The organism is Nostoc sp. TCL26-01, assembly GCF_013393945.1.
In the GTDB taxonomy this organism is placed as follows: Bacteria; Cyanobacteriota; Cyanobacteriia; order Cyanobacteriales; family Nostocaceae; genus Trichormus.
Genome location: NZ_CP040297.1, coordinates 3,230,402 through 3,255,338 on the forward strand (window position 1 = coordinate 3,230,402; position 24,937 = coordinate 3,255,338).

The 24,937-nt window shown below is 41.4% G+C and carries 20 protein-coding genes; 10 read left to right on the forward strand and 10 right to left on the reverse strand.

All coding sequences use genetic code 11. The annotated features are described in order from the left end of the window. Window positions 1-106: 106 nt before the first annotated feature. Entirely contained in the window at window positions 107-340 is a 234-nt protein-coding gene (locus FD725_RS13965; protein WP_179048679.1) for a hypothetical protein, read from the forward strand. 100 nt (window positions 341-440) lie between these two features. On the opposite strand, the gene cimA is transcribed toward FD725_RS13965, so the two are convergent. Further along, on the reverse strand, window positions 441-2,180 hold the full coding sequence (gene cimA / locus FD725_RS13970; RefSeq protein ID WP_179048680.1) for a citramalate synthase: 1,740 nt from the start codon (window positions 2,178-2,180) through the stop codon (window positions 441-443). Between the two features lie 75 nt (window positions 2,181-2,255). On the opposite strand from cimA, the gene FD725_RS13975 reads away from it, so the two are divergent. The 6 genes from FD725_RS13975 (at window position 2,256) to FD725_RS14000 (ending at window position 8,849) form a co-directional block, all read left to right on the forward strand. Further along, window positions 2,256-2,594, forward strand: coding sequence for a 2Fe-2S iron-sulfur cluster-binding protein (locus tag FD725_RS13975; protein WP_179048681.1), 339 nt, complete (start codon window positions 2,256-2,258; stop codon window positions 2,592-2,594). A gap of 21 nt (window positions 2,595-2,615) precedes the next feature. Then, window positions 2,616-3,101, forward strand: a complete 486-nt coding sequence (locus FD725_RS13980) for a hypothetical protein (protein ID WP_179048682.1) — start codon at window positions 2,616-2,618, stop codon at window positions 3,099-3,101. 193 nt (window positions 3,102-3,294) lie between these two features. Then, window positions 3,295-5,268, forward strand: a complete 1,974-nt coding sequence (gene thiO, locus FD725_RS13985) for a glycine oxidase ThiO (protein ID WP_179048683.1) — start codon at window positions 3,295-3,297, stop codon at window positions 5,266-5,268. Between the two features lie 319 nt (window positions 5,269-5,587). Next, window positions 5,588-5,767, forward strand: coding sequence for a photosystem II assembly protein Psb34 (gene psb34 / locus FD725_RS13990; protein WP_179048684.1), 180 nt, complete (start codon window positions 5,588-5,590; stop codon window positions 5,765-5,767). Between the two features lie 253 nt (window positions 5,768-6,020). Beyond that, a complete protein-coding gene (locus FD725_RS13995) occupies window positions 6,021-8,231 on the forward strand; it encodes a tetratricopeptide repeat protein (protein WP_179048685.1) in 2,211 nt (736 codons plus the stop codon). A 63-nt stretch (window positions 8,232-8,294) separates the two neighbouring features. Continuing rightward, a complete protein-coding gene (locus FD725_RS14000; protein WP_179048686.1) occupies window positions 8,295-8,849 on the forward strand; it encodes a Uma2 family endonuclease in 555 nt (184 codons plus the stop codon). 158 nt (window positions 8,850-9,007) lie between these two features. Here the strand turns inward: FD725_RS14000 and psbC are convergent, their stop codons facing one another. The 5 genes from psbC to FD725_RS14025 form a co-directional block, all read right to left on the reverse strand. Then, a complete protein-coding gene (psbC, locus tag FD725_RS14005; protein WP_179048687.1) occupies window positions 9,008-10,396 on the reverse strand; it encodes a photosystem II reaction center protein CP43 in 1,389 nt (462 codons plus the stop codon). Continuing rightward, window positions 10,380-11,435 (reverse strand): photosystem II D2 protein (photosystem q(a) protein), encoded by a 1,056-nt coding sequence (psbD, locus tag FD725_RS14010; RefSeq protein ID WP_179047466.1) that lies wholly within the window; start codon window positions 11,433-11,435, stop codon window positions 10,380-10,382. Before psbD ends, psbC begins: the two co-directional genes overlap by 17 nt. Before the next feature lie 561 nt (window positions 11,436-11,996). After that, window positions 11,997-13,106: a glycosyltransferase family 4 protein gene (locus tag FD725_RS14015; RefSeq protein WP_179048688.1), complete on the reverse strand. Its 1,110-nt coding sequence runs from the start codon at window positions 13,104-13,106 to the stop codon at window positions 11,997-11,999. Between the two features lie 38 nt (window positions 13,107-13,144). Next, the gene (locus tag FD725_RS14020) at window positions 13,145-13,930 is read right to left on the reverse strand and encodes a PIG-L deacetylase family protein (RefSeq protein ID WP_179048689.1); all 786 of its coding nucleotides are present in this window, start codon (window positions 13,928-13,930) and stop codon (window positions 13,145-13,147) included. Window positions 13,931-14,339: 409 nt separating this feature from the next. Beyond that, the gene (locus FD725_RS14025; RefSeq protein WP_179048690.1) at window positions 14,340-16,520 is read right to left on the reverse strand and encodes a hypothetical protein; all 2,181 of its coding nucleotides are present in this window, start codon (window positions 16,518-16,520) and stop codon (window positions 14,340-14,342) included. Between the two features lie 738 nt (window positions 16,521-17,258). Between FD725_RS14025 and FD725_RS14030 the strand changes: the two genes are divergently transcribed. The 3 genes from FD725_RS14030 to FD725_RS14040 all read left to right on the forward strand — a co-directional run bounded on the left by FD725_RS14030 (window position 17,259) and on the right by FD725_RS14040 (window position 20,992). Then, the gene (locus FD725_RS14030; protein ID WP_372726713.1) at window positions 17,259-18,446 is read left to right on the forward strand and encodes a glycosyltransferase family 4 protein; all 1,188 of its coding nucleotides are present in this window, start codon (window positions 17,259-17,261) and stop codon (window positions 18,444-18,446) included. A gap of 101 nt (window positions 18,447-18,547) precedes the next feature. Next, on the forward strand, window positions 18,548-19,678 hold the full coding sequence (locus FD725_RS14035; RefSeq protein ID WP_179048691.1) for a glycosyltransferase family 1 protein: 1,131 nt from the start codon (window positions 18,548-18,550) through the stop codon (window positions 19,676-19,678). Window positions 19,679-19,837: 159 nt separating this feature from the next. Then, window positions 19,838-20,992 carry a glycosyltransferase family 4 protein gene (locus FD725_RS14040; protein ID WP_179048692.1) on the forward strand — a complete coding sequence of 385 codons (1,155 nt, stop codon included), beginning with the start codon at window positions 19,838-19,840 and terminating at the stop codon, window positions 20,990-20,992. Here FD725_RS14040 and FD725_RS14045 read toward each other — a convergent pair. From FD725_RS14045 to FD725_RS14060, 4 genes are all read right to left on the reverse strand, one after another. Continuing rightward, on the reverse strand, window positions 20,983-21,975 hold the full coding sequence (locus FD725_RS14045; RefSeq protein ID WP_256871914.1) for a metal ABC transporter solute-binding protein, Zn/Mn family: 993 nt from the start codon (window positions 21,973-21,975) through the stop codon (window positions 20,983-20,985). The two genes, FD725_RS14040 and FD725_RS14045, sit on opposite strands and share 10 nt — an antisense overlap. A 352-nt stretch (window positions 21,976-22,327) precedes the next feature. After that, a complete protein-coding gene (locus tag FD725_RS14050) occupies window positions 22,328-22,597 on the reverse strand; it encodes a hypothetical protein (RefSeq protein ID WP_179048693.1) in 270 nt (89 codons plus the stop codon). A gap of 101 nt (window positions 22,598-22,698) precedes the next feature. Beyond that, window positions 22,699-23,760: a WD40 repeat domain-containing protein gene (locus FD725_RS14055; RefSeq protein WP_179048694.1), complete on the reverse strand. Its 1,062-nt coding sequence runs from the start codon at window positions 23,758-23,760 to the stop codon at window positions 22,699-22,701. Between the two features lie 85 nt (window positions 23,761-23,845). Then, complete coding sequence (locus FD725_RS14060) at window positions 23,846-24,817, reverse strand: GTP-binding protein (protein WP_179048695.1); 972 nt, start codon at window positions 24,815-24,817, stop codon at window positions 23,846-23,848. Window positions 24,818-24,937 lie beyond the last annotated feature (120 nt).

The window sequence follows — 24,937 nt, forward strand, 5'->3', positions numbered from 1 at the left end:
AAGTACGCTAAACTCCGCCCTATCGGTTTTAATAAAGATTCCGTAAAGAATTTTTAATAATTTGTCAAATTTTTTTTCTCATTTTGTAACTTTGTAAACCCACGCCATGAATTATCCCATTCCAGACAGCCCTCAAGAAATTTTTGCTTTAAAACAACAACCTGTAGATGAAGAATTAGTAGCCTCAGCGATCGCCGGAGTGATTAAAATAGTGCGATCGCAAGGCCAGTCCCTAGAAGATTTAACAGCCCAATTACTAGCAGATGACCCATTACTAGACCAGCAACAACGCCGATGGCTTAGTAAGTTGGTCACTCAAGTGTGGGAGAGTTTTACATGAGAGGGGCAGAGGAGCAGAGGAGCAGAGGAGCAGGGGAGGCAGGGGGAGCAGGGGAGAATAATTAATGACTACTCAGCACTCAGCACTCACTACTCAGCACTCAACGCACTGCTGCTTCTGCTTGAGCGTGCAGTAACAAGCCGTATTCCAATCCCTCAACAACTGCTTGATAAGAAGCTGCCAGAATGTTTGGTGATACCCCTACAGTTGTCCAACGTTGATAACCATTGCCAGATTCCACTAGGACGCGGGTTTTTGCTGCTGTACCTGTGTGTCCATCCAGAATCCGCACTTTGTAATCTGTCAACTCAAATGTCGCCAGTTGCGGATAAAAGTTCACTAAAGCTTTACGTAAAGCTGCGTCTAAAGCTGCTACTGGGCCATTGCCCTCTGCCGCTTCTAAAATATTCCTACCGTTGACAGCAACTTTTACTGTGGCTAAGGCATTAGTTGTTTCTTTCCCTTCTACCAAGTCGCAGTGGACTTGAAAGCCTTTAATTTCAAAAAACTGTTGTCTGCCTCCCAAAGCTTCATACATTAAGAGTGCAAAACTGGCTTCGGCTGCTTCAAATTGATACCCTTCACTTTCCAATTCCTTGAGGCGCTGAAGAATTTGTTTTGCTTCTGGTGTTTGCTTGTCGAGTTCAATCCCAAAAGTCCGGGCTTTAGCCAAAACATTACTGATACCTGATTGTTCAGAAATCACAATCCGCCGCCGATTTCCTACCTGTTCCGGCTGGATATGTTCATAGGTGAGGGGATTACGTTCTACAGCTGAGACATGAATACCACCTTTATGAGCAAAAGCCGAACGTCCCACAAAAGGAGCGTGTTCATCAGGGGCGAGATTTACCACTTCACTGACAAAGCGACTGGCTTCTGCTAGTTGACCTAGCTGGTGTTCTGCGATACAGCTAAGACCTAGTTTCAATTGTAGATTAGGAATTAATGAACATAAATTGGCATTGCCGCAACGCTCACCATAACCGTTGATCGTACCTTGTACCATTCTTGCCCCTGCCATCACAGCTGCTATAGCATTAGCCACTGCCATATCAGAGTCGTTATGAGTGTGAATACCGATTTGGGTAATGGGTAATGGGTGATTGGTGATTGGTGATTGGGAAGAGAAACGAGAATTTTCTTCTTCTCTCCTTGTCACGCTAGTCACCTCAACGAGGGAAACCCCCGCACAGTGCTGGCTCCCCTTGTCCCCTTGTCCCCATTCCCCAGTCTCCTTTACCACATCTTTGACAATCTCGCTAACTTCGTGAGGTAAAGTACCACCATTGGTATCACAGAGGACTAACCATTCAGCGCCTGCTGTCATCGCTGCTTTTAAGGTCTGTAGGGCATAATCTCGATTGTGCTTGTAGCCATCAAACCAGTGTTCAGCATCGTAAATTACCCCCCGTCCTTGAGAGCGAAAAAACTCGATAGTATCGCGGATCATCGCTAAATTTTCTTCTAGAGTCGTCTTGAGACTCGCTGTAACGTGTAGATCCCAAGATTTACCAAAAATTGCTACCCAGCGAGAACCCGCCGTGAGGATGGCTTGGAGCATTGGTTCGTCTGCGGCACAAGTATTTGGGCGACGAGTTGAACAAAATGCAACAATTTGTGCTTGTTTTAGCGGATCTTCTTGAAGTTGCCAGAAAAATTGAACATCCTTCGGGTTAGCTCCAGGCCACCCACCTTCTATGAAGGGAATTCCTAATTGGTCGAGTCGGTGAGCAATGCGTAGCTTGTCTTCTATGGAAACTGATAATCCTTCGCGCTGAGTGCCATCTCGTAGTGTGGTGTCATAAAGCCAAATCTGAGGTGAGGAATTTTTGGTCATAGGACTAAGACTTTGGAGACAACTTGAAAGGCAATGTGCCAAGATACAACAAAAAGCCAGTTTGCTATTTAGAATATGCCTAAGGTATTAGCTCAGGGTAAAACAATTGAATGTAGTCGCCAAGAAAATTTACGCAAAATTCTGCTAAAAAGTGGTATTGACCTCTACAATGACGGTGCTAAGGTAATAAACTGTCGGGGTATTGGTAGTTGTGGAACCTGTGCGGTCAAAATAGAAGGTGAAGTGTCTGCCGCAAACTGGCGTGATCAAACACGGCGATCGCTGCCTCCTCATTCTCCTACAAAAGACCTGAGTTTGACAAGCCAAACGCAGGTCTTAGGTGATGTAAGAGTAACAAAATTTGATGGATTTTGGGGTCAAGGTTCTCAGATAGTGTGGCAACCAGAAGGTTAGGTTAAAAAGGAGAAAATCAAGATGGGTAGATGGACACCGCTAATTTTAATGGCTGGAGGCTTGGCAATTCTCATGGGTACTTTGCTAGGCATCAACTTCCCTATGGGTGGACAGCAGCAAACCGCCAGCAATCAAACGGCAACGAGTAATGCTAATGCTCCTGGCGGCAAAACATCAAAGGTACTCCCGGCTAACATTAATGTTAATAGCTCCTCTGCTAATCGCAACCGGAGCAACGCGAATACTAATACCACTGACAACAAAAATAGTGTAGCCCAAGATAATTTCAACACTAATAGTGATACTTCTACTGACACTGCTGAAGAAAGAGGCAACAGCAACACAGAAGAACGCCGTTCCACCAGCAACAGAACCAGTGTTGCTCAAAATAATAACAATACCGATGATCTAAATTCACCCTCGGAAAATACACAAAACACCAATACTACAGAGGTGCAATCAACAGATACCAATCAAGCAAGAGAACCAATTCGCGCTTTGTGGTAAGAGAGGGGCTGGAGGGGGTGCAGGGGTGCAGGCGTGCAGAGGAGCAGGGGAAATAGTTAATGACTACTTACTACTCAGCACTCAGCACTCCTCACTCAGTACTCACTACTCCCCCACTCCCCAGATTTTTCTAGTTATGAGTTATTAGTTATGTACTAATGGTAAATAGCTATTAATAAATGACTACTGACTAATGACTAGTGACATTGTAATTATTGGTGGCGGTGTTATTGGGTTAGCGATCGCCATTGAACTCAAATTGCGCGGGGCAAAAGTCACCGTGCTTTGTCGTGACTTCCAAGAGGCTGCTGCTCACGCCGCCGCCGGGATGCTAGCCCCAGATGCGGAACACATTACAGATGAGGCGATGAAATCGTTGTGCTGGCGATCGCGTTCTCTCTATCCAGAGTGGACACGCAAGCTAGAAGACTTAACTGGTTTAAATACTGGTTACTGGCCTTGTGGGATCTTAGCCCCTGTTTATCAAGAACAAGGGAATAAAGGTGTAGGGATTCAGGGGTGTCAGGGAGAATCACCTGCTTATTGGTTAGAAACAGCTGCTATTCATCAATATCAGCCGGGGTTAGGTGCGGATGTGGTTGGTGGATGGTGGTATCCAGAGGATGCCCAAGTTGATAATCGTGCCTTGGTTCATGTTTTGTGGACAGCTGCCCAAAATCTGGGTGTGGAAATTAAAGATCAGGTTACTACAGAAGCATTTTTACAACAGCAGGGACAAATAGCTGGTATACAAACAAATATAGGATTAATCCGTGCGGATCACTATGTTTTAGCCACAGGTGCTTGGGCAAGTGAATTATTACCTTTACCTGTCAGTCCTCGTAAGGGGCAAATGTTGAAGGTAAGAGTACCGGAATTTGTCACAGAATTACCCTTAAAACGAGTCTTATTTGGTGAGAATATTTACATCGTACCGAGACGCGATCGCTCTATTATAATTGGGGCAACCAGTGAAGATGTCGGCTTTACCCCCCACAACACCCCAACCGGCATTCAACACTTACTCGCACAAGCTATTCGCCTATATCCGCAGCTACAGCACTACCCTATACAAGAATTCTGGTGGGGATTCCGCCCAGCCACCCCCGATGAATTACCCATTTTAGGCACTAGCCACTGTCCAAACCTCACCCTAGCTACAGGTCATTATCGCAATGGCATCTTACTTGCGCCCATAACTGCCACACTCATCGCCGATTTAATCTGGGAACAAAAACCCGAACCCCTACTCTCTCACTTCCATCATTCCCGTTTCCACAACCAACCATCTATCCCCCCCATGCTCACCCACTCAGCACTCACTCCCACACTCCCACACTCCCACACTCCCACACTCTCACACTCTCTTACTCAGCACTCAGCACTAATCATCGCTGGCAAAACCTTCCAATCTCGCTTGATGACTGGCACAGGCAAGTATCGCAGCATTGAAGAAATGCAGCAAAGTGTTGTAGCTAGCGGTTGTGAAATTGTGACTGTGGCTGTGCGACGAGTGCAAACCAAAGCTCCTGGACACGAAGGTTTAGCAGAAGCCCTCGATTGGTCAAAAATCTGGATGTTACCCAATACGGCTGGCTGTCAAACCGCAGAAGAGGCAATTCGTGTTGCCCGATTGGGACGAGAAATGGCTAAATTATTAGGACAGGAAGATAACAATTTTGTCAAGTTAGAAGTCATCCCCGACCCGAAATATTTACTACCTGATCCCATTGGCACATTGGCAGCTGCCGAACAATTAGTCAAAGAAGGCTTTGCTGTATTACCTTACATCAATGCTGACCCCATGCTAGCCAAGCGTTTAGAGGAAGTAGGTTGTGCCACAGTCATGCCCTTAGCATCACCCATAGGTTCAGGACAAGGGCTAAAAACCACCGCCAATATTCAAATCATCATCGAAAATGCCAAAATCCCTGTCGTAGTAGATGCTGGTATTGGCGCACCCTCAGAAGCAGCTCAAGCGATGGAATTAGGCGCTGATGCCTTGTTAATTAATAGTGCGATCGCCCTAGCCCAAAACCCCCCAGCAATGGCTCAGGCAATGAGCCTAGCCACCATCGCCGGTCGTCTCGCCTACCTATCCGGCAGAATGCCCATCAAAGACTACGCCAGCGCCAGTTCACCGCTAACAGGCAAGGTTACGGGATAGGGAATGGGGAATGGGGACTGGGGACTGGGGAATGGGTACTGGGGAATGGGGAATGAGGAATAGGCAATAGGCAATAGGCAAGAATTTGTGTAACTCATCGTTTTCAAGTTCTTAATTATTGACTATTGACCAATGACCAATGACCAATGACTATTGACTATTGACCAATGACTATTGACTATTGACCAATGACCATTGACCATTGACTATTGACTATTGACTATTGACCAAATGTAACGATTTGTCTCTAATTGTGTGAGTAAAAGATACGAGTCTTTATAAAATGAAATACAAAGAAATCAGAGCAAGGAATTAATTCATGCCCTATACAACCGAAGAAGGCGGACTTTTAAACAATTTTGCCAAGGAGCCAAAAGTTTATCAAGCGGAACCTCCAACAGCAGGACAAAAGCGTACTTACGTCATTTTAGGAGTCGCCGCCATAGTTTTGGTTAGCGGTTTAATAGTTGTCGCTTTCTCCGTTTCCCATGTGAGTTGAGACAAAAATTTTAATAAAATTTAATTTTTTTCTCTTTCAGGTTCCTATTTTTTTCAGGAACCTGGTTTTTTGTATTTTGGGAAAATAGCAGCCAATTACAGTATATATTTATACTTGTTATCCTATAATCTAAAATGTATAAATTTATCCTGAGCAAAGTAATATTAAGTGGATTATGGTCATAGTTAAAAAATTGATCCTGTTAGGATGAAATTTATAAGGGGCTTAAATTTGTTTTGGCTCTTGAGCCGTCATGAGCGTGAATGATACTGCACACTCCGATAATTCTGCTTGGAATCGGCAAGTCTATCATCGTCTAAAACTTGCCCTCAGTCTTGGTTTGCGGCGGCAACTGTTTTTGGCAGTTTGTGATGATTTACATCTGAGAAATCAGGTTGCAGCTAGGTTACATTCGACTTTGGCTTATCCTGTAGGACAGGTACTATACCAGCCTGCTGATGGACAGGAAACTAGTACACCTGCTTATCCTCGATTAGTGACTTTACGGTTAAATTTCCAAGAACCCAATCCCATTACACAAATTAATCAGTGGTTGGCTAATTATCCCCCGCCAGTGGTGGGAGCATCTAAAGATTCTCCAGGAAAACCCTTACCAATACCCACATTTCAAATTGTTGGTGTGGAACAACTGACTAAACAACCAGTAGCGAGTCAGCGTTTATTTCTGCACTATCTTCGCTTAAGTGAGCAGTATTTTGCTAGTCAAGAATCTAGCCGATTTCTTGAATCTAGTGTACTTTTATGGGTATCACGTCCTTGGTTATCTGCTATTCAGCAGTCAGCGCCACAATTTTGGCGTTGGCGGACTGGTGTGTTTATCTTCGCGGGAGAACCGACACCAACAACGCAAAATACCAGTCATCCAGAACGGTTTTCTAATTCCCGGAGTCTAAATTTAGATAAAATCGAGCAATCTGTGTTGGATGAGTTAGATATAGAGACAGAAGTGAGTGCTATATCACCTACAGACTTGAAGTTTGGGGATGACTTAGCCTTGCCAATAGAAACGCCGCAGCAGACAGATACAAAAGAAGAGGTTTTGCCGTCAATCTCAGAGTTATTCACAACCAAGCAAAAACAGCAGGAATTCACTGCTAGGTCGAGTACGGCTAATCGCCCATCATTGGTGTCATTTTCTCATGTCAGCCAGGAGTTGAGTGAGTTGGTCTGGGCAACGATTAATCCCCAAATTCCTTTAGAAAATGAGGATAATTGGCAACCACAGCAATTTTTATTAGAAATTGAAGAGTTGCATTCTCGTTCAGCAACGGGAGAAGCTTTGGCGGTAGCTTATCATCAGTTAGGTAATTTATACCGTCTGCGGATTGAACAGGGACAGTCAACGTTAGAAAATCTCATGGTGGCAATTATTGCCTATCAGGAGGCGATTAGCTATGACGAAAATTCGCCGCAATTGCCAGATATTCTCAATGACTTGGGTACACTCTATTGGATGCTTTATCGTACACCAACGAATATTGAGGAAGGACAGAGTTACATAGAGCAGGGAATTGAGTTTTATCAGTTGGCGCTGAAGATGATTTCTCCAGAGACACACTCAGAAACCTATGCGCGAGTACAGAATAATCTAGGAACAGCCTACGGTGATTTGGCACGTTTTTTGAGTCCGGCGGAGAATTGGCAAAAAGCTGTTGTGGCTTATGGTGAAGCTTTGCGCCATAGAACAGTTGATTTAGATCCGCTAAAATACGCTGCTTGTCAGAATAATTTAGGTACGGCATACTGGCATTTAGCACAATATAATCAACCAGTATTGCATTTAAAGCTGGCGATCGCCTCTTACAAACAAGCCCTGGCTCATTACAATCCCCAGGAAGAACCCTTAAAGTATGGGATGATTCAAAATAATATCGGTACTGCTTACTGGAATTTGTCACAGTACGAGCAACCAAAAGAACATCTCCAGTTAGCCGTTGATGTCTACCGCGAAGCTCTAAAATATCGCACTCCAGCCACCGTTCCTAATGCTTGTGCGGCTACCCAAAATAATCTGGGTACAGCTTACTGGCATTTAGCTAATTTATCTCAAACACCTAAAGATATACGACAAAAGTTGCTACAACTATGTATTGTTGCTTATAAAGAAGCGATCGCTTTAGCTCATTCTCTGAGTCACACATCCTTGAGCTTTGATTTATTTGCCACCCATAATAACTTGGGACTAGCCCATTATCAGTTAGTCACAGATAATACTTTTAATGGGGATAAAATGGAGCGATCGCAACATCTAGAAGCAGCATTAGAAAACCATTTGCAAGCCTTAAATGGTTTGAGTAAACAACCAGAGGCTTATCAAACAACTTTTGCTTATGTCGTCAAAACAGTCCGAGCTTTCCACAGCGAATTAGGCATTCAAGGACAAAATCTCGCCTTATCTAAAGTTCCTGGTCATTTGTTACCAGAAATTTTGCCGAAGTTGTAATTTTTCACAGAAAATAAAATTAAACTTCTTGTCTGATTGGTAGAAAAAGGCTAAATAAAAGCTATGACGATAACTACCTATAAATGGACAATTGAACGCTATCACCAAGCAATAGCAGCAGGCATCTTTGATGATCAGCCAATTGAACTATTGCGCGGCGAACTCATAGTTATGCCTCCAGAACGAGAACCTCACGCCTACTACAACACAGAAGCCGCAGATTATCTCCGTATACTGCTCGGTGAACGGGTAAAAATCCGCGATGCCAAACCAATCACACTCCCCAACAACTCAGAACCTGCTCCTGATATTGCCATTGTCAAACCTTTAGGCAAAGTTTATCTAGAACATCATCCTTATCCTGAAGATATTTTCTGGATTATCGAATTTTCTAAAGCTACCCTCAGCAAAGATTTAGGTCAGAAAAAGGAAATTTACGCTGAGGCAGGCATTACTGAATACTGGGTTGTCAACCTGAATAATTCGCAATTGCAGGTCTTTCGTGACCTCAACAATGGGCAATACACAACTGAACTGACGCTAACTAGAGGCACTATTTCACCCTTAGCCTTTCCTGATATTTTTGTCCAAGTTGAGAGTATTACGGGGAATAGGTAATGGGTAATGGGTAAGAGTTTTACCAATGACTATTGACTATTGACTGGTTGAGTGCGTAAGTTCTAAAACTAAGCATAAAATCCATAAAAAAAGCCCTTGCTGTTAAGCAAGAGCTATTAAAAGCGTTTGATTGTCAGTGATGAAAGAAACTTGGCTAATTAGTCGAGTTCATTCATGAACAATACTGGTTCGGTCTCACGGTCGATACCCTTCTCGAAACCGCCAGCCGCCGCACGAGCGCGTCCAGCGTGCCACAAGTGACCAATCAAGAAGAAGAAGCCTAGTACGAAGTGAGAAGTAGACAACCACGCACGAGGAGATACGTAGTTGAAAGAGTTAATTTCGGTAGCCACACCACCTACTGAGTTCAAAGAACCTAGAGGTGCGTGAGTCATGTATTCAGCAGCACGACGAGCTTGCCAAGGCTGAATATCGTTCTTGATCTTATCGAGATCCAAACCGTTGGGTCCGCGTAATGGCTCTAACCAGGGGCCTTGGAAATCCCAGAAGCGCATGGTTTCACCACCGAAGATGATTTCACCTGTAGGTGAGCGCATGAGGTATTTACCTAGACCTGTGGGGCCTTGAGCAGAACCGACGTTAGCACCTAAGCGTTGGTCACGAATCAAGAAGGTTAAGGCTTGAGCTTGAGAAGCTTCAGGGCCTGTGGGGCCAAAGAATTCACTGGGGTAAACTGTGTTGTTGTACCAAACCATTGTGGAAGCAATGAAGCCCATGAGGGACAAAGCACCCAAGCTGTAGGAGAGGTAAGCTTCACCAGACCAAATGAACGCACGACGCGCCCAAGCAAAAGGCTTGGTGAAAATGTGCCAGATACCGCCAGAAATACAAATTAAAGCAATCCAGATGTGACCGCCGATTACGTCTTCTAGGTTATTGACGCTGACAATCCAGCCTTCACCACCGAAGGGGGCTTTGATCAAATAACCGAAGATGACAGCCGGGTTCAATGTGGGATTAGAAATGATCCGCACATCTCCACCACCAGGGGCCCAGGTATCATAGATACCACCAAAGAACATTGCCTTCAGCACCAACAGTAACGCACCGACACCTAGAATGATCAGGTGGAAACCGATGATGTTGGTCATCTTGTTCTTGTCTTTCCAGTCATAACCAAAGAAAGAGGAGTACTCTTCTAAGGTTTCTGGGCCACGAACGGCGTGATAAATACCGCCAAAGCCTAGTACAGCAGAGGAAATCAGGTGGAGTACACCGACAACAAAGTAGGGGAAGGTGTCGATAACTTCACCACCTGCGCCCACACCCCAGCCTAGAGTTGCTACGTGTGGTAGCAGAATTAAGCCTTGCTCATACATCGGCTTTTCTGGGACAAAGTGAGCGACTTCAAATAATGTCATCGCTCCAGCCCAGAATACAATCAAACCAGCGTGAGCAACGTGAGCGCCCAGCAGTTTACCAGATAAGTTGATCAGGCGAGCGTTGCCAGACCACCATGCAAAGCCAGTGGACTCCTGGTCACGTCCGCCGCTTATTACCGCAGGTCTATTAGAGAGCGTTACCACGTGGTAGTACCTCTTCGGGGAATACAAATTTTTCGTGAGGCTGATCTTGAGGAGCCATCCAAGCGCGGATACCCTCATTCAGCAAAATGTTCTTGGTATAGAAAGTTTCAAATTCGGGGTCTTCTGCCGCACGCAATTCTTGCGATACGAAGTCATAAGCCCGCAGGTTGAGTGCCAAACCGACGATACCGACAGCACTCATCCACAAACCTGTGACTGGTACGAACAACATGAAGAAGTGCAACCAGCGTTTGTTGGAGAAAGCAATCCCGAATATCTGTGACCAGAATCGGTTAGCTGTCACCATGGAATAGGTTTCTTCTGATTGGGTGGGGTTGAAGGCACGGAAGGTGTTTGCACCATCGCCGTCTTCAAACAGGGTGTTTTCTACTGTTGCCCCGTGGATGGCGCAAAGTAACGCTCCACCTAGGACACCTGCTACGCCCATCATGTGGAAGGGGTTGAGTGTCCAGTTGTGGAACCCTTGCAGGAATAGCAAGAACCGGAATATGGCTGCGACTCCAAAGCTGGGGGCGAAGAACCATGACGATTGTCCCAATGGGTACATCAAGAAGACGCTGACGAATACCGCGATGGGTGCTGAGAATGCTAGGGCGTTGTATGGTCTGATCCCTACTAGCCGCGCAATCTCAAATTGTCTGAGCATGAACCCGATTAATGCAAAGGCTCCGTGTAACGCTACGAATGGCCATAATCCTCCCAATTGAACCCAACGGGTAAAGTCTCCTTGGGCTTCTGGTCCCCACAACAGCAATAGCGAGTGTCCCATGCTGTCTGCTGGACTTGATACTGCTACTGTCAGGAAGTTGGCTCCTTCTAGGTAGGATGATGCTAGTCCGTGGGTGTACCAGGAGGTGACGAAGGTTGTGCCGGTTAGCCAACCGCCTAGTGCTAGGAAGGCGCAGGGGAATAGTAATACTCCTGACCAGCCTACGAATACGAAGCGATCGCGCTTTAACCAGTCGTCTAGTACGTCAAACCACCCTCTGCTGGGGGCGCGTCCTACTGCGATGGTCATTTAACTAAATCCTCTTTTACTAAAATTGCAACGTTCTTTAGGCATTGCCTGAGTTGGTAAAACCAACTTTAGGCCTGTGCCACGAGGAAATAACGTTTTTTTTGGCACTCTCAGTAGTTGTTTGCTGCTGAGTTCCTGAGAGTCTACAACTTTGTTAAGTCGTTATTTCTCAGGGTTGTACCGTTACACCTACCATTAGCTAGTAACCTAGCTTGTGGTAACTTAATGCTTCTTAACTTATCACATTTGTTGGGGTTTTTGCTTAATCCACGCAAGTGAATCAAGGATTTAACATGAACCTATCAAATACTATCAATATCAGAAATTTTACAATCTGACACAACTTTTCTCAGAAATCTTTTTGTCAGCCCCTGCATCCCACTAGTACCGCAAGGCGGAATTCGTCATTCGTCATTCGTCATTCGTAATACTCGCCAAAGGCGAGAAGCAAGCTACGTAATTCGTAATTAATTACGTTTTTACAAGGGTTTCAGACATTTTCAATGGGTAGACTTATTTACGCCGTGTTTTACTAGCTACTGAATCCCTTTGTGGGTAAGGTTATTTGCTCACTAAAACTTCCCGTGATTCCCTTCTGGATACAAAATGATAATTAGGGACTAATTCACGGTAAACGGCTAGTGTTTCTTCATTTACTCTAGCAGCACGGAATCTTTCTGTATTTTGTTGAGCGCGGATTTGCCACTTACGGAGTTGCTGAGGATCTTTGAGTAACCGAGTTAAAGCTTGTGCCAAGGTGCGACTGTTTCTAGATGGTACTAAAACCCCAGCTTGCCCATTGTCTAACGTCTCAGGAATCCCATCTACGTCGCTAGCGATAATGGCACAACCAGCTTCTCGTGCTTCTGTCAAAACTAAACCAAAAGATTCGCAATGGGAAGCCAAGACAAAAATATCGGTGGCTAGCATATAGCGTTGTGGTTCTGGCTGAAAACCTTCAAAGTGAATGCGATCGCTCACAGGTGTGTTGTGTGCCATAGTTTCAAATATGGCTCGATCTGGCCCGTTACCTACTAGATATAAGTGTGCTTGGGGAAATTCATCAGCAATTTGGCTAAAAGCTGTGATTAACTCAGCAATGCCTTTACGAGTATACATCCCGGCGACAGTGGTAATTGCTGGATGGTGCAAGGGCTGGGGTTGATAATCTTGGAGTTGACGATGGCGGGGACTGCCTAATCCACCATTGGCAACTACGCGCAGTTTGTGGCTAGGGATACCACGCTGTACCATAGAATTGGCTACTGCATGACTAACGGCGATGACTCGATCTGCCAATCCCATGAGAACTGCACTACGCTGAAATTCATTATGTACTGTAGAAACTAAGCTATAGTCAAAACCACTTCGCAAAACTCCTGCTAGTACAACACCTGTCATCATGTGTGCGTGAACTATATCTGGCTGAAACTTGGTGATAATCTCTCGAAAACGCCAACCAGATTTCATAATATTTAGTGGTTGCCTAGTCTGATCTAAATGAAAGTGTTTAGCACCATAACGAGTTAATAATATTTCGTATTCTCCCCCAGCAGAAGCTACGGCTACTTCATGGCCATTTTTAGCTTGTAAACAGGCAAGGTCTATTGCTACATTGACAATGCCGTTACCAATTTCTTGTATATGATTAGATAGGTGTAATATTTTCATTTAAATTTTTTCCATATGAATAAGACAGGTGTAATTTTTTATCTGAGCGAGGTAACTTTAAAGAAAATCTCGTGAGTATTTAAAAATTGCTGAATAAAGCCTCTAGGTAGATTAGTAATTTGGGATGAGTATGAGTGAATTGCTTGCTTTTTTTTATCTTGAACTGAGGCAATAGAGAATTTATAAGCAGCAGTGAGATCAGATAATTTCAGTAAAATAAATAGGGGTGATCGCCAAAATAACCAGACTGGATATTGAAAGATATCTGTTGTCACATTTAATTGAGCGATCGCTGTTTTTACTAAGTCATAAGTTGCTTCATGATCTTTATGGCAATCTTTGCTATGGGGAACGTAAATTTCTTCTGGTTGCTCATCTTTGATTAATTGAGCTATTTGTTGAATTGTCTGATGGCGTTCCTGATGATTTAAATCTGGTAAATATCCATCTGGCTTACCTAAAAAATGAATATTTTTTGCTTCTACACCCAAAATTTGTAATGCTTTGACTGCTTCTTGTTGACGAGTTTGAATAATATGATTTTGTAACTCTGGACTGAATGCTCCTTGTCCATTAGTTAAAAAGACTACTGTCACTGGTATTCCCTGTTCTCTTTTGTGGGCAATCATCCCACCACAACCAAAGGTTTCATCATCTTGGTGTGGAGAAAATATTATGGCTGATTTTTGGTTATTGGCTAATGGTTGACTACCGCCTGATAACAACCATTTCCATAACAGCCAAGCATGGAGAAATTGCAACTTCTCCAGCCATGTATGAGGAATTAAATTTTGTACATATTGTAGTTGTTTTTTGACGATCATATATTTGTTTGGTGAATATGAAAAATCTAGATATTTTTAGTGATAGAAGTGATAACTATATTTATTATGAAGGATTTATACTCTGAAAACAAATTCAATTGGTTATTGTTTGCTTTAAATGATTTTTCATTTGTTGAATAAATCCCTATAAGATAATAATCGCATATCAATATTTTATGATAAAGATTGTGTAGGGAAAATGTCTAATCTTTTGCTGATTTATTGAAATATAGAAATCTGGCTGATTTTTGCAAAAACTGTAGCGATGGAGATTAATCAGCAGAATATTTTAACTGGGATCATCAGGTATTAATTGTTTGAATATAGTAATCATCAATCATTCTTACTCAACAAAATTCCCGACTTCTTTTGAGAAGTCGGGGATCTAAAACTATTGAGTAATATACATTTATAAGCGATACATAATTACTTTGCCTTTCCAATTTTCTTCTACAAATACTAAATACTCACCATTGGAACGACGAAAAGCGCGGATACCGTAGGGTATATCAATCCAGCCACTTTCTTGATTTACTTCTATCCCAGGTTTTAATGTTTTAATCATAGTTCCTGTCTTAGCATCGTAAACATTGACTGTAGCTGTTTTTGATGTGACAGAAAACACATAATCCCCCGCTACACTGATAGAGGCTGTGACTATTTCCCGCTTACCTGTGGTGTCATGGGGTAGTATAATGCGCCAACGGGGAGTGCGATCGCCTTTACTCCAATTATCAAAACGTGCAACCTCAGAACCTGCGGCTTTAGCATCATCACCAATTGAGGGATGTTCAGCTGTAAAACCTGATAGATACATGGTATCGGTTTCCGGAAAATACTCGATGCGGCGCAAATCGGTAAAGATGCTGGGAGTTTTGTCTCGTTTCCGGGAACTAGAGGTGTAGATGGGGTTGCCATATTTATCTAGTCCTTGCAGGGGATAATGACGAATACCATCTTGAGTCCGGAGAGTTTTCCAAACATCGCCTTGGCTATCAACCCACCATCCCCCCAGGTAGGGATAGTCCTCGCTATTATCGTATTCTCCCTGATCAAAAGCACCATTACCATTGCGATCGCGCCAAATCCACTCACCTTTTGTTGGCTGAAAAGGAGGCCATTTACCGGGAACCGACTGTTTCCCGCCGCCATTCGTCCCCACAAACATTCCTGACGGTATCGCCACTGTTCCATCTGTCGTGGGATTAAACCGATAAATTTGCAGAAAGCTATTGTACATATCGGTGAGGAACAAAAATCGCTTACCTTTGATGCGGCGAACAAAGGTAGCATCTGGTGATGTATGCAGACGTGGATCTTGAGGATATTTGAATCCGTTTAAGGTGTAAGCTTTATAAGACCATTGCTGACCAGCAGGCTGTTGATAATTCATGGTGAAATGCTCTTGCTTGGTGAATACATCTAGTCCATCTGTACTAGGATCAGCGTCAGCATTTTCGACAAAGAATAAGCCGAGTAGTCGCCACAATTGTTTTCCCGATGGCGAAAACTTTCTTAAATCGGTTCCAGAATTTTGGAACCCATTATTATTTACATAAATATTACCTTGAGCGTCTGCACCGACTCCCGTCAATCCATAGAATTTATCATTTTTAATTTCACCGGGAACGCCGCTAGTAATTCCCCCTTTGTTCCCCAAAGCTTTGATTTGGACAGGTTGGTTGGTGATGTTGTAAATCAGCACTTGCTGACGTGTACCATTGTCGGCAATTAAAAGTTTACCCTGATGATCGATAGCGATCGCACCTGGTGCAATAACATTAGTAATTTGTTGCGGTAATTGCTCTCCTGTGGCAGAATAATGCAAAATTTTAGCCGGAGTTTTGGCATTTTTACCTTGTATAATCCAGAGGGTATGCTGTTGATCAATAGCTATAGCTCCCGGATTAGAAATACTAAAACTACGTATTTCCTGCATCGTGTCTGTATTATAAACACGAATTTTATTAGTTACAGCATCACTAATATATAACTCATTCCCAACAGTTGCTAAACCAGTTACTTCACTTTTAGTACTGGTAATTAACATACTTTGATCCCAACCGCGTCCACTAGGAAAGGGTGCAGGTTTGCCAGCTAAATCATAACGTCTGACACAATACCAAGTTGTACCTTCTGGGGGATAATCCTTATCTATTTTGCCAACTGATCCTTGACTAATGGCAATGTAAATGTACTTATCATTAGCTGTGACAGCTTTACCGCCGCCACGACTCCAACCGTGAGTGTCACTGAGAACTCCTAACACATCACCATCTTTATATATTGCTGCTTCCGCGCCTGCTTCATCCCAGTGACTATTGGTATAGACTGTGCCATTGGGTGCAACATACATTGCTTCTACATAATTTTGCACCCATTTCTTCCCACCGAAACTATTACCAATCCAAGATGTTTTGTCAGTAGTTATGGGAACCTCGCTCATTGTCCAGTTCATCGGTAAGCCAATAGCAGTTAGCCAAAAGCTGGTGCTGATAGCAAATAAAAACAGCAAATATTTTAAAAGTTTATGTTTTTGATTTTTAAAAAGAATTTTGTGGTTCTTCTTGTGCAGAAAATGTAGCTTCATATAGATGATAAGTAATTATCAATAGTGCTAATTTACACAAATATTTGGCAATGATCTGGCTTAAATGTTCAATCTAGTTCTATTTAGGTGTATCTAATTTTCTAGTTGACATTTCAATCACAGAGTATTGTTCGTCTAGGACATATACATGAATAACAAATGGTGATGATTTTTCAAAAGATATTTACCAAATATTTATCAAAAACACATCAGCCTTTCATTTTAGCGATCGCTGATAATTATCTAGAATTTGTGTATTGATATTTACTGTTTTTGGCTATAAAAAATATCCTAGAGTTTTCACCAGGATCTATTTTTAACTGATTGGTTATTAGCAATCACAGCAGAAAAGTCAGAGTTATCAATAATACAAGACTATTATTGTTAATAAAGATATCCAGTTTGGTCATTAACTATACATTAATTGACAAATAGAATTAAATGATTTAAAAATATTCTTCTAGAAAGCAAGATGATTTATAGGTAATAATTCTCGTTTAAAGATTTGATAAATAAAAAATCACCATAATAGACAATTTTAAATAAAATCTACATCAATTTATATGCAACGCTGACTGATAATTTCCATAACCAGAGAATATAAGTAAGTAGTTGCACAGAATTAAATTAATTGATGTAGGAGGGATAAGTATTGGATCAGCATTATTAAATCCAATGCTAAATGTATAAAAATTATACCTAGACTGACAGCGAAGATATTACACTAAAATTCCAGATATGATAGGAGATGAAGAAGTGGAGGATCAGCCACAAAAAATTAGTTCTATGTCTGCTTCCATTCTCACTCTAGGCATAGGTTGGTTTCCTAATACTCCTGGAGGTTTAGAAAGGTATGTTTATGAACTAATTCATCAATTAGTAGCTAATCAAGACCAAGTAGAATTATGTGGTGTTGGCTTGCCAGAAAATGAAGCTAATTTACCTATTAAATTAACTAATCTGGCATTACCTGATATGGCAATTTGGCGAAGACTTTGGTCTATTCGGAGTAATTTCCAAAAAACCAGAGTTGAGAAACCTGATGCCATTAACTTACATTTTGCTTTGTATAGTTTGCCAATTTTGGATATTTTACCAAAGGGAGTACCAATTACATTTAACTTTCATGGCCCTTGGGCAGCCGAGAGTCAGCAAGAGATAGTTAAAAATAAACTGAGTATTTTTTTCAAGCGTCGCTTGATAGAACAAACTACTTATAATTGCTGCGATCGCTTTATTGTTCTCAGCAAAGCCTTTGCTGATATTCTACATCAACAATATCAAGTACCGTGGGACAAAATCCACATTATTCCTGGTGGTGTGAATATTAGTAAATTTCAAGTCAATTTATCCCCACAAGCAGCTAGACAGCAGTTAAACTGGCCAGAGGATCGCCCAATTTTATTTACATCCCGTCGCCTAGTACATCGCGTAGGATTGGACATACTATTGCAGGCATTAGCCATCATTAAACCAAAAGTTCCGGATGTTTGGCTAGCGATCGCCGGACGTGGTTATCTGCAACCAGTGTTAGAACAACAAGTGCAAGATTTAGGGTTAGAAAACAATGTTAAATTTTTAGGTTTTCTGCCAGATCAACAGTTGCCTTTAGCTTATCAAGCTGCTAACTTAACAGTGATGCCTAGTCAATCTTTTGAAGGATTTGGATTAGCGATCGTTGAATCTCTAGCCTGTGGTACTCCAGTTTTGTGTACCCCTATTGGGGGAATGCCAGAGATTTTACAACCCTTTTCACCAGAGTTAATTACTACTTCTGCTCAAGCCACTGCTATTGCTGAAAAATTAGAGCCAATATTGCTATCACAAATATCAATACCTTCTAGAGAAGACTGTCAGCAATATGCTGTCAGTAACTTTAACTGGCAAAAAATTGCTCAACAAGTACGGCAAGTTATCTTAGCTTAGAAGCCTACAAGCTTTTTTTGACTGACATATTTTTCATATGAGAGATTATTTAATTTGTCAGTCCCCTAATTATTTGATTCAATAATTGGAGTAAAACTTATATGCCTGTAATGAATGCTGTCTGTAATCAGTACTTTATCCATATCAGAAAAGGTCAAAAACCAATTCCTTGGAATATATATGACAGTAACCCACCAGTGCAATTTGGCTTGACTGATTATTTTGGCAAAGTATTTCAAGCTATAGAAAAAAGTTCTGCTATCAGTGGGTTAGTTTTTTACATTACTTGGGACGAAATTGATGAACTCCCTACTTATGGAGATAATGTTGTTGTTTTCGTTGTCGGAGATGAATGGTATCGTATACCCAAATATTTTCACAAAGTTAGAGCTGTTTTTAAATGTCTAGGAACACGTCCAATTCTAGGATGTAACCCGATCTTTCAACCTTCTTTACTTAACTTGCTAACACTAATCCAATTTCTGCGAATCTTGATTGTTTGCTTACCTGGGTTAGTGAGATATCAATTACATAAGCTCAATAGCTGGTTTTCAGGCACAGGTAGAGTTACTCCTATTTATGATATTCCTTTGGGTTATAAAAACTCCAAAGATTTACCAATTAAGCCTCTAGAAACACGTCTTTATGATACTTATTTTTCTGGCAGTATTCTACACACAACATTACCAATTTGGTCGTTGAAACGTTGGTTAGGAACGCCAAAAATTATTGCCCGGAAACTTATGATATCGAGCCTCAAAAAGTTGCAAGCCAAAAACCGTAATTTGCATATTGAATTATCAATCACTGCTGGTTATCATAATAGAACCAATAAAGAAGAACGTAGTTATTGTGAAACCATGATGGACACAAAAATCTGTGTTGTTCCTAGAGGGACATCTTTTGAAACAACTCGCTTATTTGAAGGGATGAAATATGGTTGTGTTGTTGTTGCTGAAGCTTTACCCCAACGGTGGTATTTAGATGGCGCGCCTATTATCCAAATAAAAGATTGGCGGGATTGGGAAAAAGTTTTAGAAAGGCTTCTCAACAATCAACAACTGATGGCAGAAATGCACCAGAAATCTCTAAAATGGTGGCAACATAAATGCTCGGAAGCTGTTGTCGCAGATTATGTTGTAGAAAAATTAGATGGCAGTGTCAAACTCAGAAATAAATATAGGAAATTGTCGCCTGTCTCAAATTTGTCTATTTCTTTAACTCCACCCTAATTTAATAATGTGACTAATTTGTAATATCCTCAGATCAGTTCCTGATTATATGAGGTACAGTCTAAACTCTAATTTTCTCAATAATTTGTAAATCAACAGATTCCTGATTTATGCAATCAATCAGGAATCTATTACTAATTTTAGTCAAAATATCAATCTATGAAAATCTTATTTTTAGACCAAAGTGGTAAACCAGGCGGGGCAGAATTATGTTTAATTGATATTGCTAAACCTTACCGCGATCGCTCTTTGGTATGCTTGTTTGCAGATGGCTCATTTAAAACTTTATTACAGCAGCATCAGATCCCTGTTGAAGTTCTCACACATCAGTCCATTGCAGTCCGTAAACACAGCAGTTTATTTCAAGCCTTTAGTAGCTTGGGACAACTGACTCCACTCATAGCTAAAGTCGTGCAAAAAGCTATGGCATATGATGTAATCTACGCTAATACACAAAAAGCTTTAGTTGTGGGTGCGATCGCTAGCTTAATTGCTCGTCGTCCTTTAGTTTATCATTTACACGATATTCTTTCTTCGGAACACTTTAGCCAAACTAACCTCCGGGTTGCTATTAACTTAGCTAATCGTTGTGCTGCACTCGTTATAGCTAATTCTCACGCTAGCCAACAAGCTTTTATTCAAGCTGGCGGACGACCAGAATTAACTAGAGTTATTTATAATGGATTTGATCCCAAACTCTATCAAACTTGTGCATCAGACATTACCAAATTACGACAACATTTAGGACTAGAAGGTAAATTTGTCGTTGGACAATTTAGCCGACTTTCACCTTGGAAGGGACAGCATATTCTCATCGATGCTATTGCCCAATGTCCAGAAAAAGTAACGGTAATGTTAGTTGGTGATGCACTGTTTGGAGAACAAGATTATGTCAAACAATTACACCAGCAAATTACTCAATTAAATCTCCAACACCGGGTAAAATTCTTAGGCTTTCGTAGCGATATTCCCCAGTTAATGACAGCTTGTAATTTAGTAGCTCATACTTCCATTGCACCAGAACCTTTTGGTAGAGTAATTGTGGAAGCAATGCTGTGTGGTAAACCTGTCGTTGCAGCTAAAGCCGGTGGTGCAGTCGAATTAGTTGAACACGGTGTTAATGGTTTTTTAACCACGCCACAAGCACCCCAGGAACTAGCACAAATTATTAATAGCTGTCTTCAAGAAACAGCAAAAACTACGACTTTAGCCAATCATGCTAGAGATATGGCTAGTCAGCGTTTTGATGTGACAATTATCAATCAGCAAATTGCTCAATTATTGTCTAGTAAATTTGAGAGTAATTACTGTTGAGTATTGGGTTGAAATATTAAATATGTTCCTCCCAAGCCTTCGACAATTGTGCGTGTGTTAGCAACCATCATATTTTGATAAGTGTTAGCCTCGCTATCTGATGCTCCCAGACTTTTAGTATACAGTTGGCGTTCTGATAATTTTACTTCTGCGGCTGTAGCGATTGGTTCAATTAACTTAGAAGTATCTGTTACGTCGGCAAAAATTGTGGGGATATTTGATTCTTGAATATATTCAACTAAGTTTTTTAACCTTTTATCTGTCGCTTGTACTTCAGTGCCAATACTAGCTGTGGGAATATTATATGCTTTGGTATAATAATCAATGGCATTGTATGTTGTGACTACTTTACGCTTGTCTTTGGGAATGGTAGCAATTCTAGATTTAATCCAACTATCGAGTTGAGTGATTTCACTTTTAATTTGTCTAGTATTTTTACTATAAACTGTGGCGTTAGTCGAGTCTAATTTCTGGAGATTAGTATTAATAACTTCTACCATTTTGATGGCATTTTGAGGATTATGCCAAATGTAGGGATTAATAATTGAACGACCATTTACAGAAAATCTTTTGGGTTGGGTAACTGCTATTTGACTGACAGCTACTTTAGGAGCAGAGTTTTTTGTTGCTTTGATGATTTTGATGAGTTCTGGTTCTAAATTATAGCCGTTATAGAAAATTAATTTAGCTTGGTTAATAGCTTGAGTGTCTGTAGTTTTTGGTTGATAAGTTTGAGGATTTTGCTCAGGAGAAATCAAACATATGAGATTAATTGTATTTTCCGCAATCTGTCTGGTTAAGTCACACAGGATGCTGGTTGTAGCTACCACTTGGGGCAGGTTTTCATTAACTATGCTAGAAGTCTGAGTAAAAGATTTATTGGTAGGTTGATTTTTGCACCCCAGGAATCCCAGCATGAAAATAATCAGGATAATTTGTAAGGAATTATTTGATGGTAATTTATTTGGTATAATTAATATCATGTGTGGCTAAATACTCATAATTAATCTAGTTAACGTAGGTGGGGTTGGTTGGGTTATAGCGTTTCTCATTTAAGTGAGGTACATATTTTTAGTCAACAGAGGCTACCCGCATTTCTCACAAGCAGTAGGGGCGGGTTAACAGATATGCTGACATGATTCACTAATATCTCACTGAACCCGCCCCTACGACCTCTCGACTAGACAGGTGTACTTCATCGGCATGAAAATCACTGTACTACTTGTATTGAAAAACTTAAATTTTTGTCATATATTAATTTAACAAATCAGCCAGCTAAATAAAAAATAAAAGCACAGCGATGCTGTGCTAATTAAAGATTTATAAATTTTTGGTTCAAAAGTTACCAGAGGGTAATTTACCTTGTAACAAATTAAGTTTAGTTTGAACACAATTAGCACAATTACAAGCCAATTGGTCGGTGATGGGATTAGATGCTTGAGTCAGATGTGGCATTTCTGGTAAGACAGGTTGTGCAGATACTAATGCGATCGCTTCTGTTGTAGGTGCAGATTTCATGCTAGTGGCATTTGCTGGATTTACTACCAGTAGTATGGATGCAACCAATACAGGACAAGCCAGCAAAACTAGTTTGACTAAGTACATATTTCACAAATAGTTACTATTTCTGATACAGCATAGCCAATTTATTAACTAAGTTCAACTTTTGTGAATAAGTATTATTTAATTCTGTGAATAAGTATTATTTAAGTACGACCAAATCCTTGACCCCGCAAAACTTTTGACCAAATCATTAATTCGCCTTGATCACCACCAGCAGCTATAAGTTTACCTTGGGGATGCCAAGCTAAAGTAGAGAATCCATCTTTAACACCTGTGAGAATTTGCGAGACTTCCTTAGCTTGATTCCATAAGCACAACCAACCATCAGCCGCAGCTGAGGCGAGTAAAAAACTATTGGGTGCAAAAGCGATCGCATTTACAATACCCACATGATTAGCTAAAACTCGTGCTTCCCAACCCAAGTTCTCATCCGCTAATTTTTCCCACACTACAATACCCTCAACACTAGAAGATGCAAGTATGGGCGCACCTAGTTGAGTTTTAGGTTCTGACCACGCCAATTGCCGAATCTTACCAGGAAAGCCACGCATTACCCAAGGGTCAGGATTATCCCATTCTAAAACGCTGACACTACGATCCATATTGCCAGAGGCTAAGAATTTACCATCCGGTGACCAAGCCATAGCAACACTAACTGTAGGCATATCTAGAATATACGGTTCTTCATCCCAGTTTTGCGCATGCCAAATTTTTACGCCTTTATTCCCACCAATCGCCAGATACTTACCATCACAACGCCAATCAATCCCCAATGCAGAGGAGTCAGCAAAATTTAAGGTGACAACAACCTCACCCTGATCAGCATCCCAAACTTGGACTTTACGCCCTAAACTAAAAGCTAGCTGATTCCCAGCATGACTCCAAGCTAGTTTATCTACCCAAGCGGGTGTGTTTTCTAAAGTAATAATTAATTCTTGTTCTCGCCAAATTTTTACTCGTCCATCTTGTCCACCCACAGCTAAAAACTTGCCATCAGGTGAGAATGCAACGCAGTCTACCGATTGACCATCACCAGTTTGCAGCGTGGTTAAATTGCCATCCTGCCACAATACCACTTCCCCAGCCGCCGAAGTTGCTGCTAAAGTTTGCCCTTGTGGTGACCAGGCGATCGCTGTAACATAATCTGCCAGCATCCCTGAATAGACTGGTGCAAATTCTTTGTTTTTCTTAGTTGTAGAGTTCATAGTTGAGGAAGATAGAAAGGTACTGAGGAATAGAAACTAGAGACTGAGAAATCTTACCCAATCCCCAGTCACCAATCACCAATCCCTAACTTATACAAGCAAGAAAATCTTGCTGAAGCTGAGTTTCATCTAGATTACGTCCAATGAAAACTAGTTCGTTTTTACGCTTTTCGCTAGGTTTCCAAGGGCGATCTGGTTTACCATCAAAGATCATGTGTACCCCTTGAAAGACAAAGCGGTTATCTTCACCAGCAATATTTAATATCCCTTTCATGCGAAAAATATCTGGACCTTTGGTACGCAATAACTCTGATAGCCAAGCGTTTAATTTTTCTCCATCAATTGCCCCATCTTTGACTAAAGCCACAGAAAAAACTGTATCATCATGTTCGTGGGTATCTTCACCTAAAAAATTCGGGTCGATTTCTAGCGCCCGACTTAAGTCAAAAGCTTTGACACCCAACAAAGCATCCATTGTTAATTCGGAATTTTGAGTACGGTAAATTTTAGCGATCGCATTCATTGATCGAATCCGCTTTTCTAATTCATCTAATTCGGCTGGTGTGACTAAATCAGTTTTATTAAGTAAAATTACATCAGCAAAAGCTATCTGTTCTTGGGCTTCATCCGCATCCCAATGTTGCCAAATATGTTTAGCATCCACCACTGTCACCACCGCATCTAAAGACAGTTGACTCTGCATATCTTCATCGACAAAGAATGTCTGAATCACCGGTGCAGGATCTGCTAAACCCGTAGTTTCAATTACTAAATGGTCAAACTTATCACGTCGCTTCATTAAATTGCCAATGATGCGAATTAAGTCACCGCGCACTGTACAACAGATACAGCCGTTATTCATCTCAAAAATTTCTTCATCTGCATCAATAACTAATTGGTTATCAATGCCTACTTCCCCAAATTCATTGACAATCACAGCAACCTTTTTGCCATGTTCGTAGGTGAGGATGTGATTGAGTAGGGTTGTTTTACCTGCGCCTAAATAGCCAGTCAAAACAGTAACGGGAACTGAATCTGTGATTACGTCAGCCACCATACTATATAAGCCTCTTATCTCACCAAATGGATAATCATTATCGCCTATGATAAGTCTTTTTATATTTTTGTGCGAACCAAGTTAAAACTAGCCTTTCCCGACGGGCATACAACATTACTC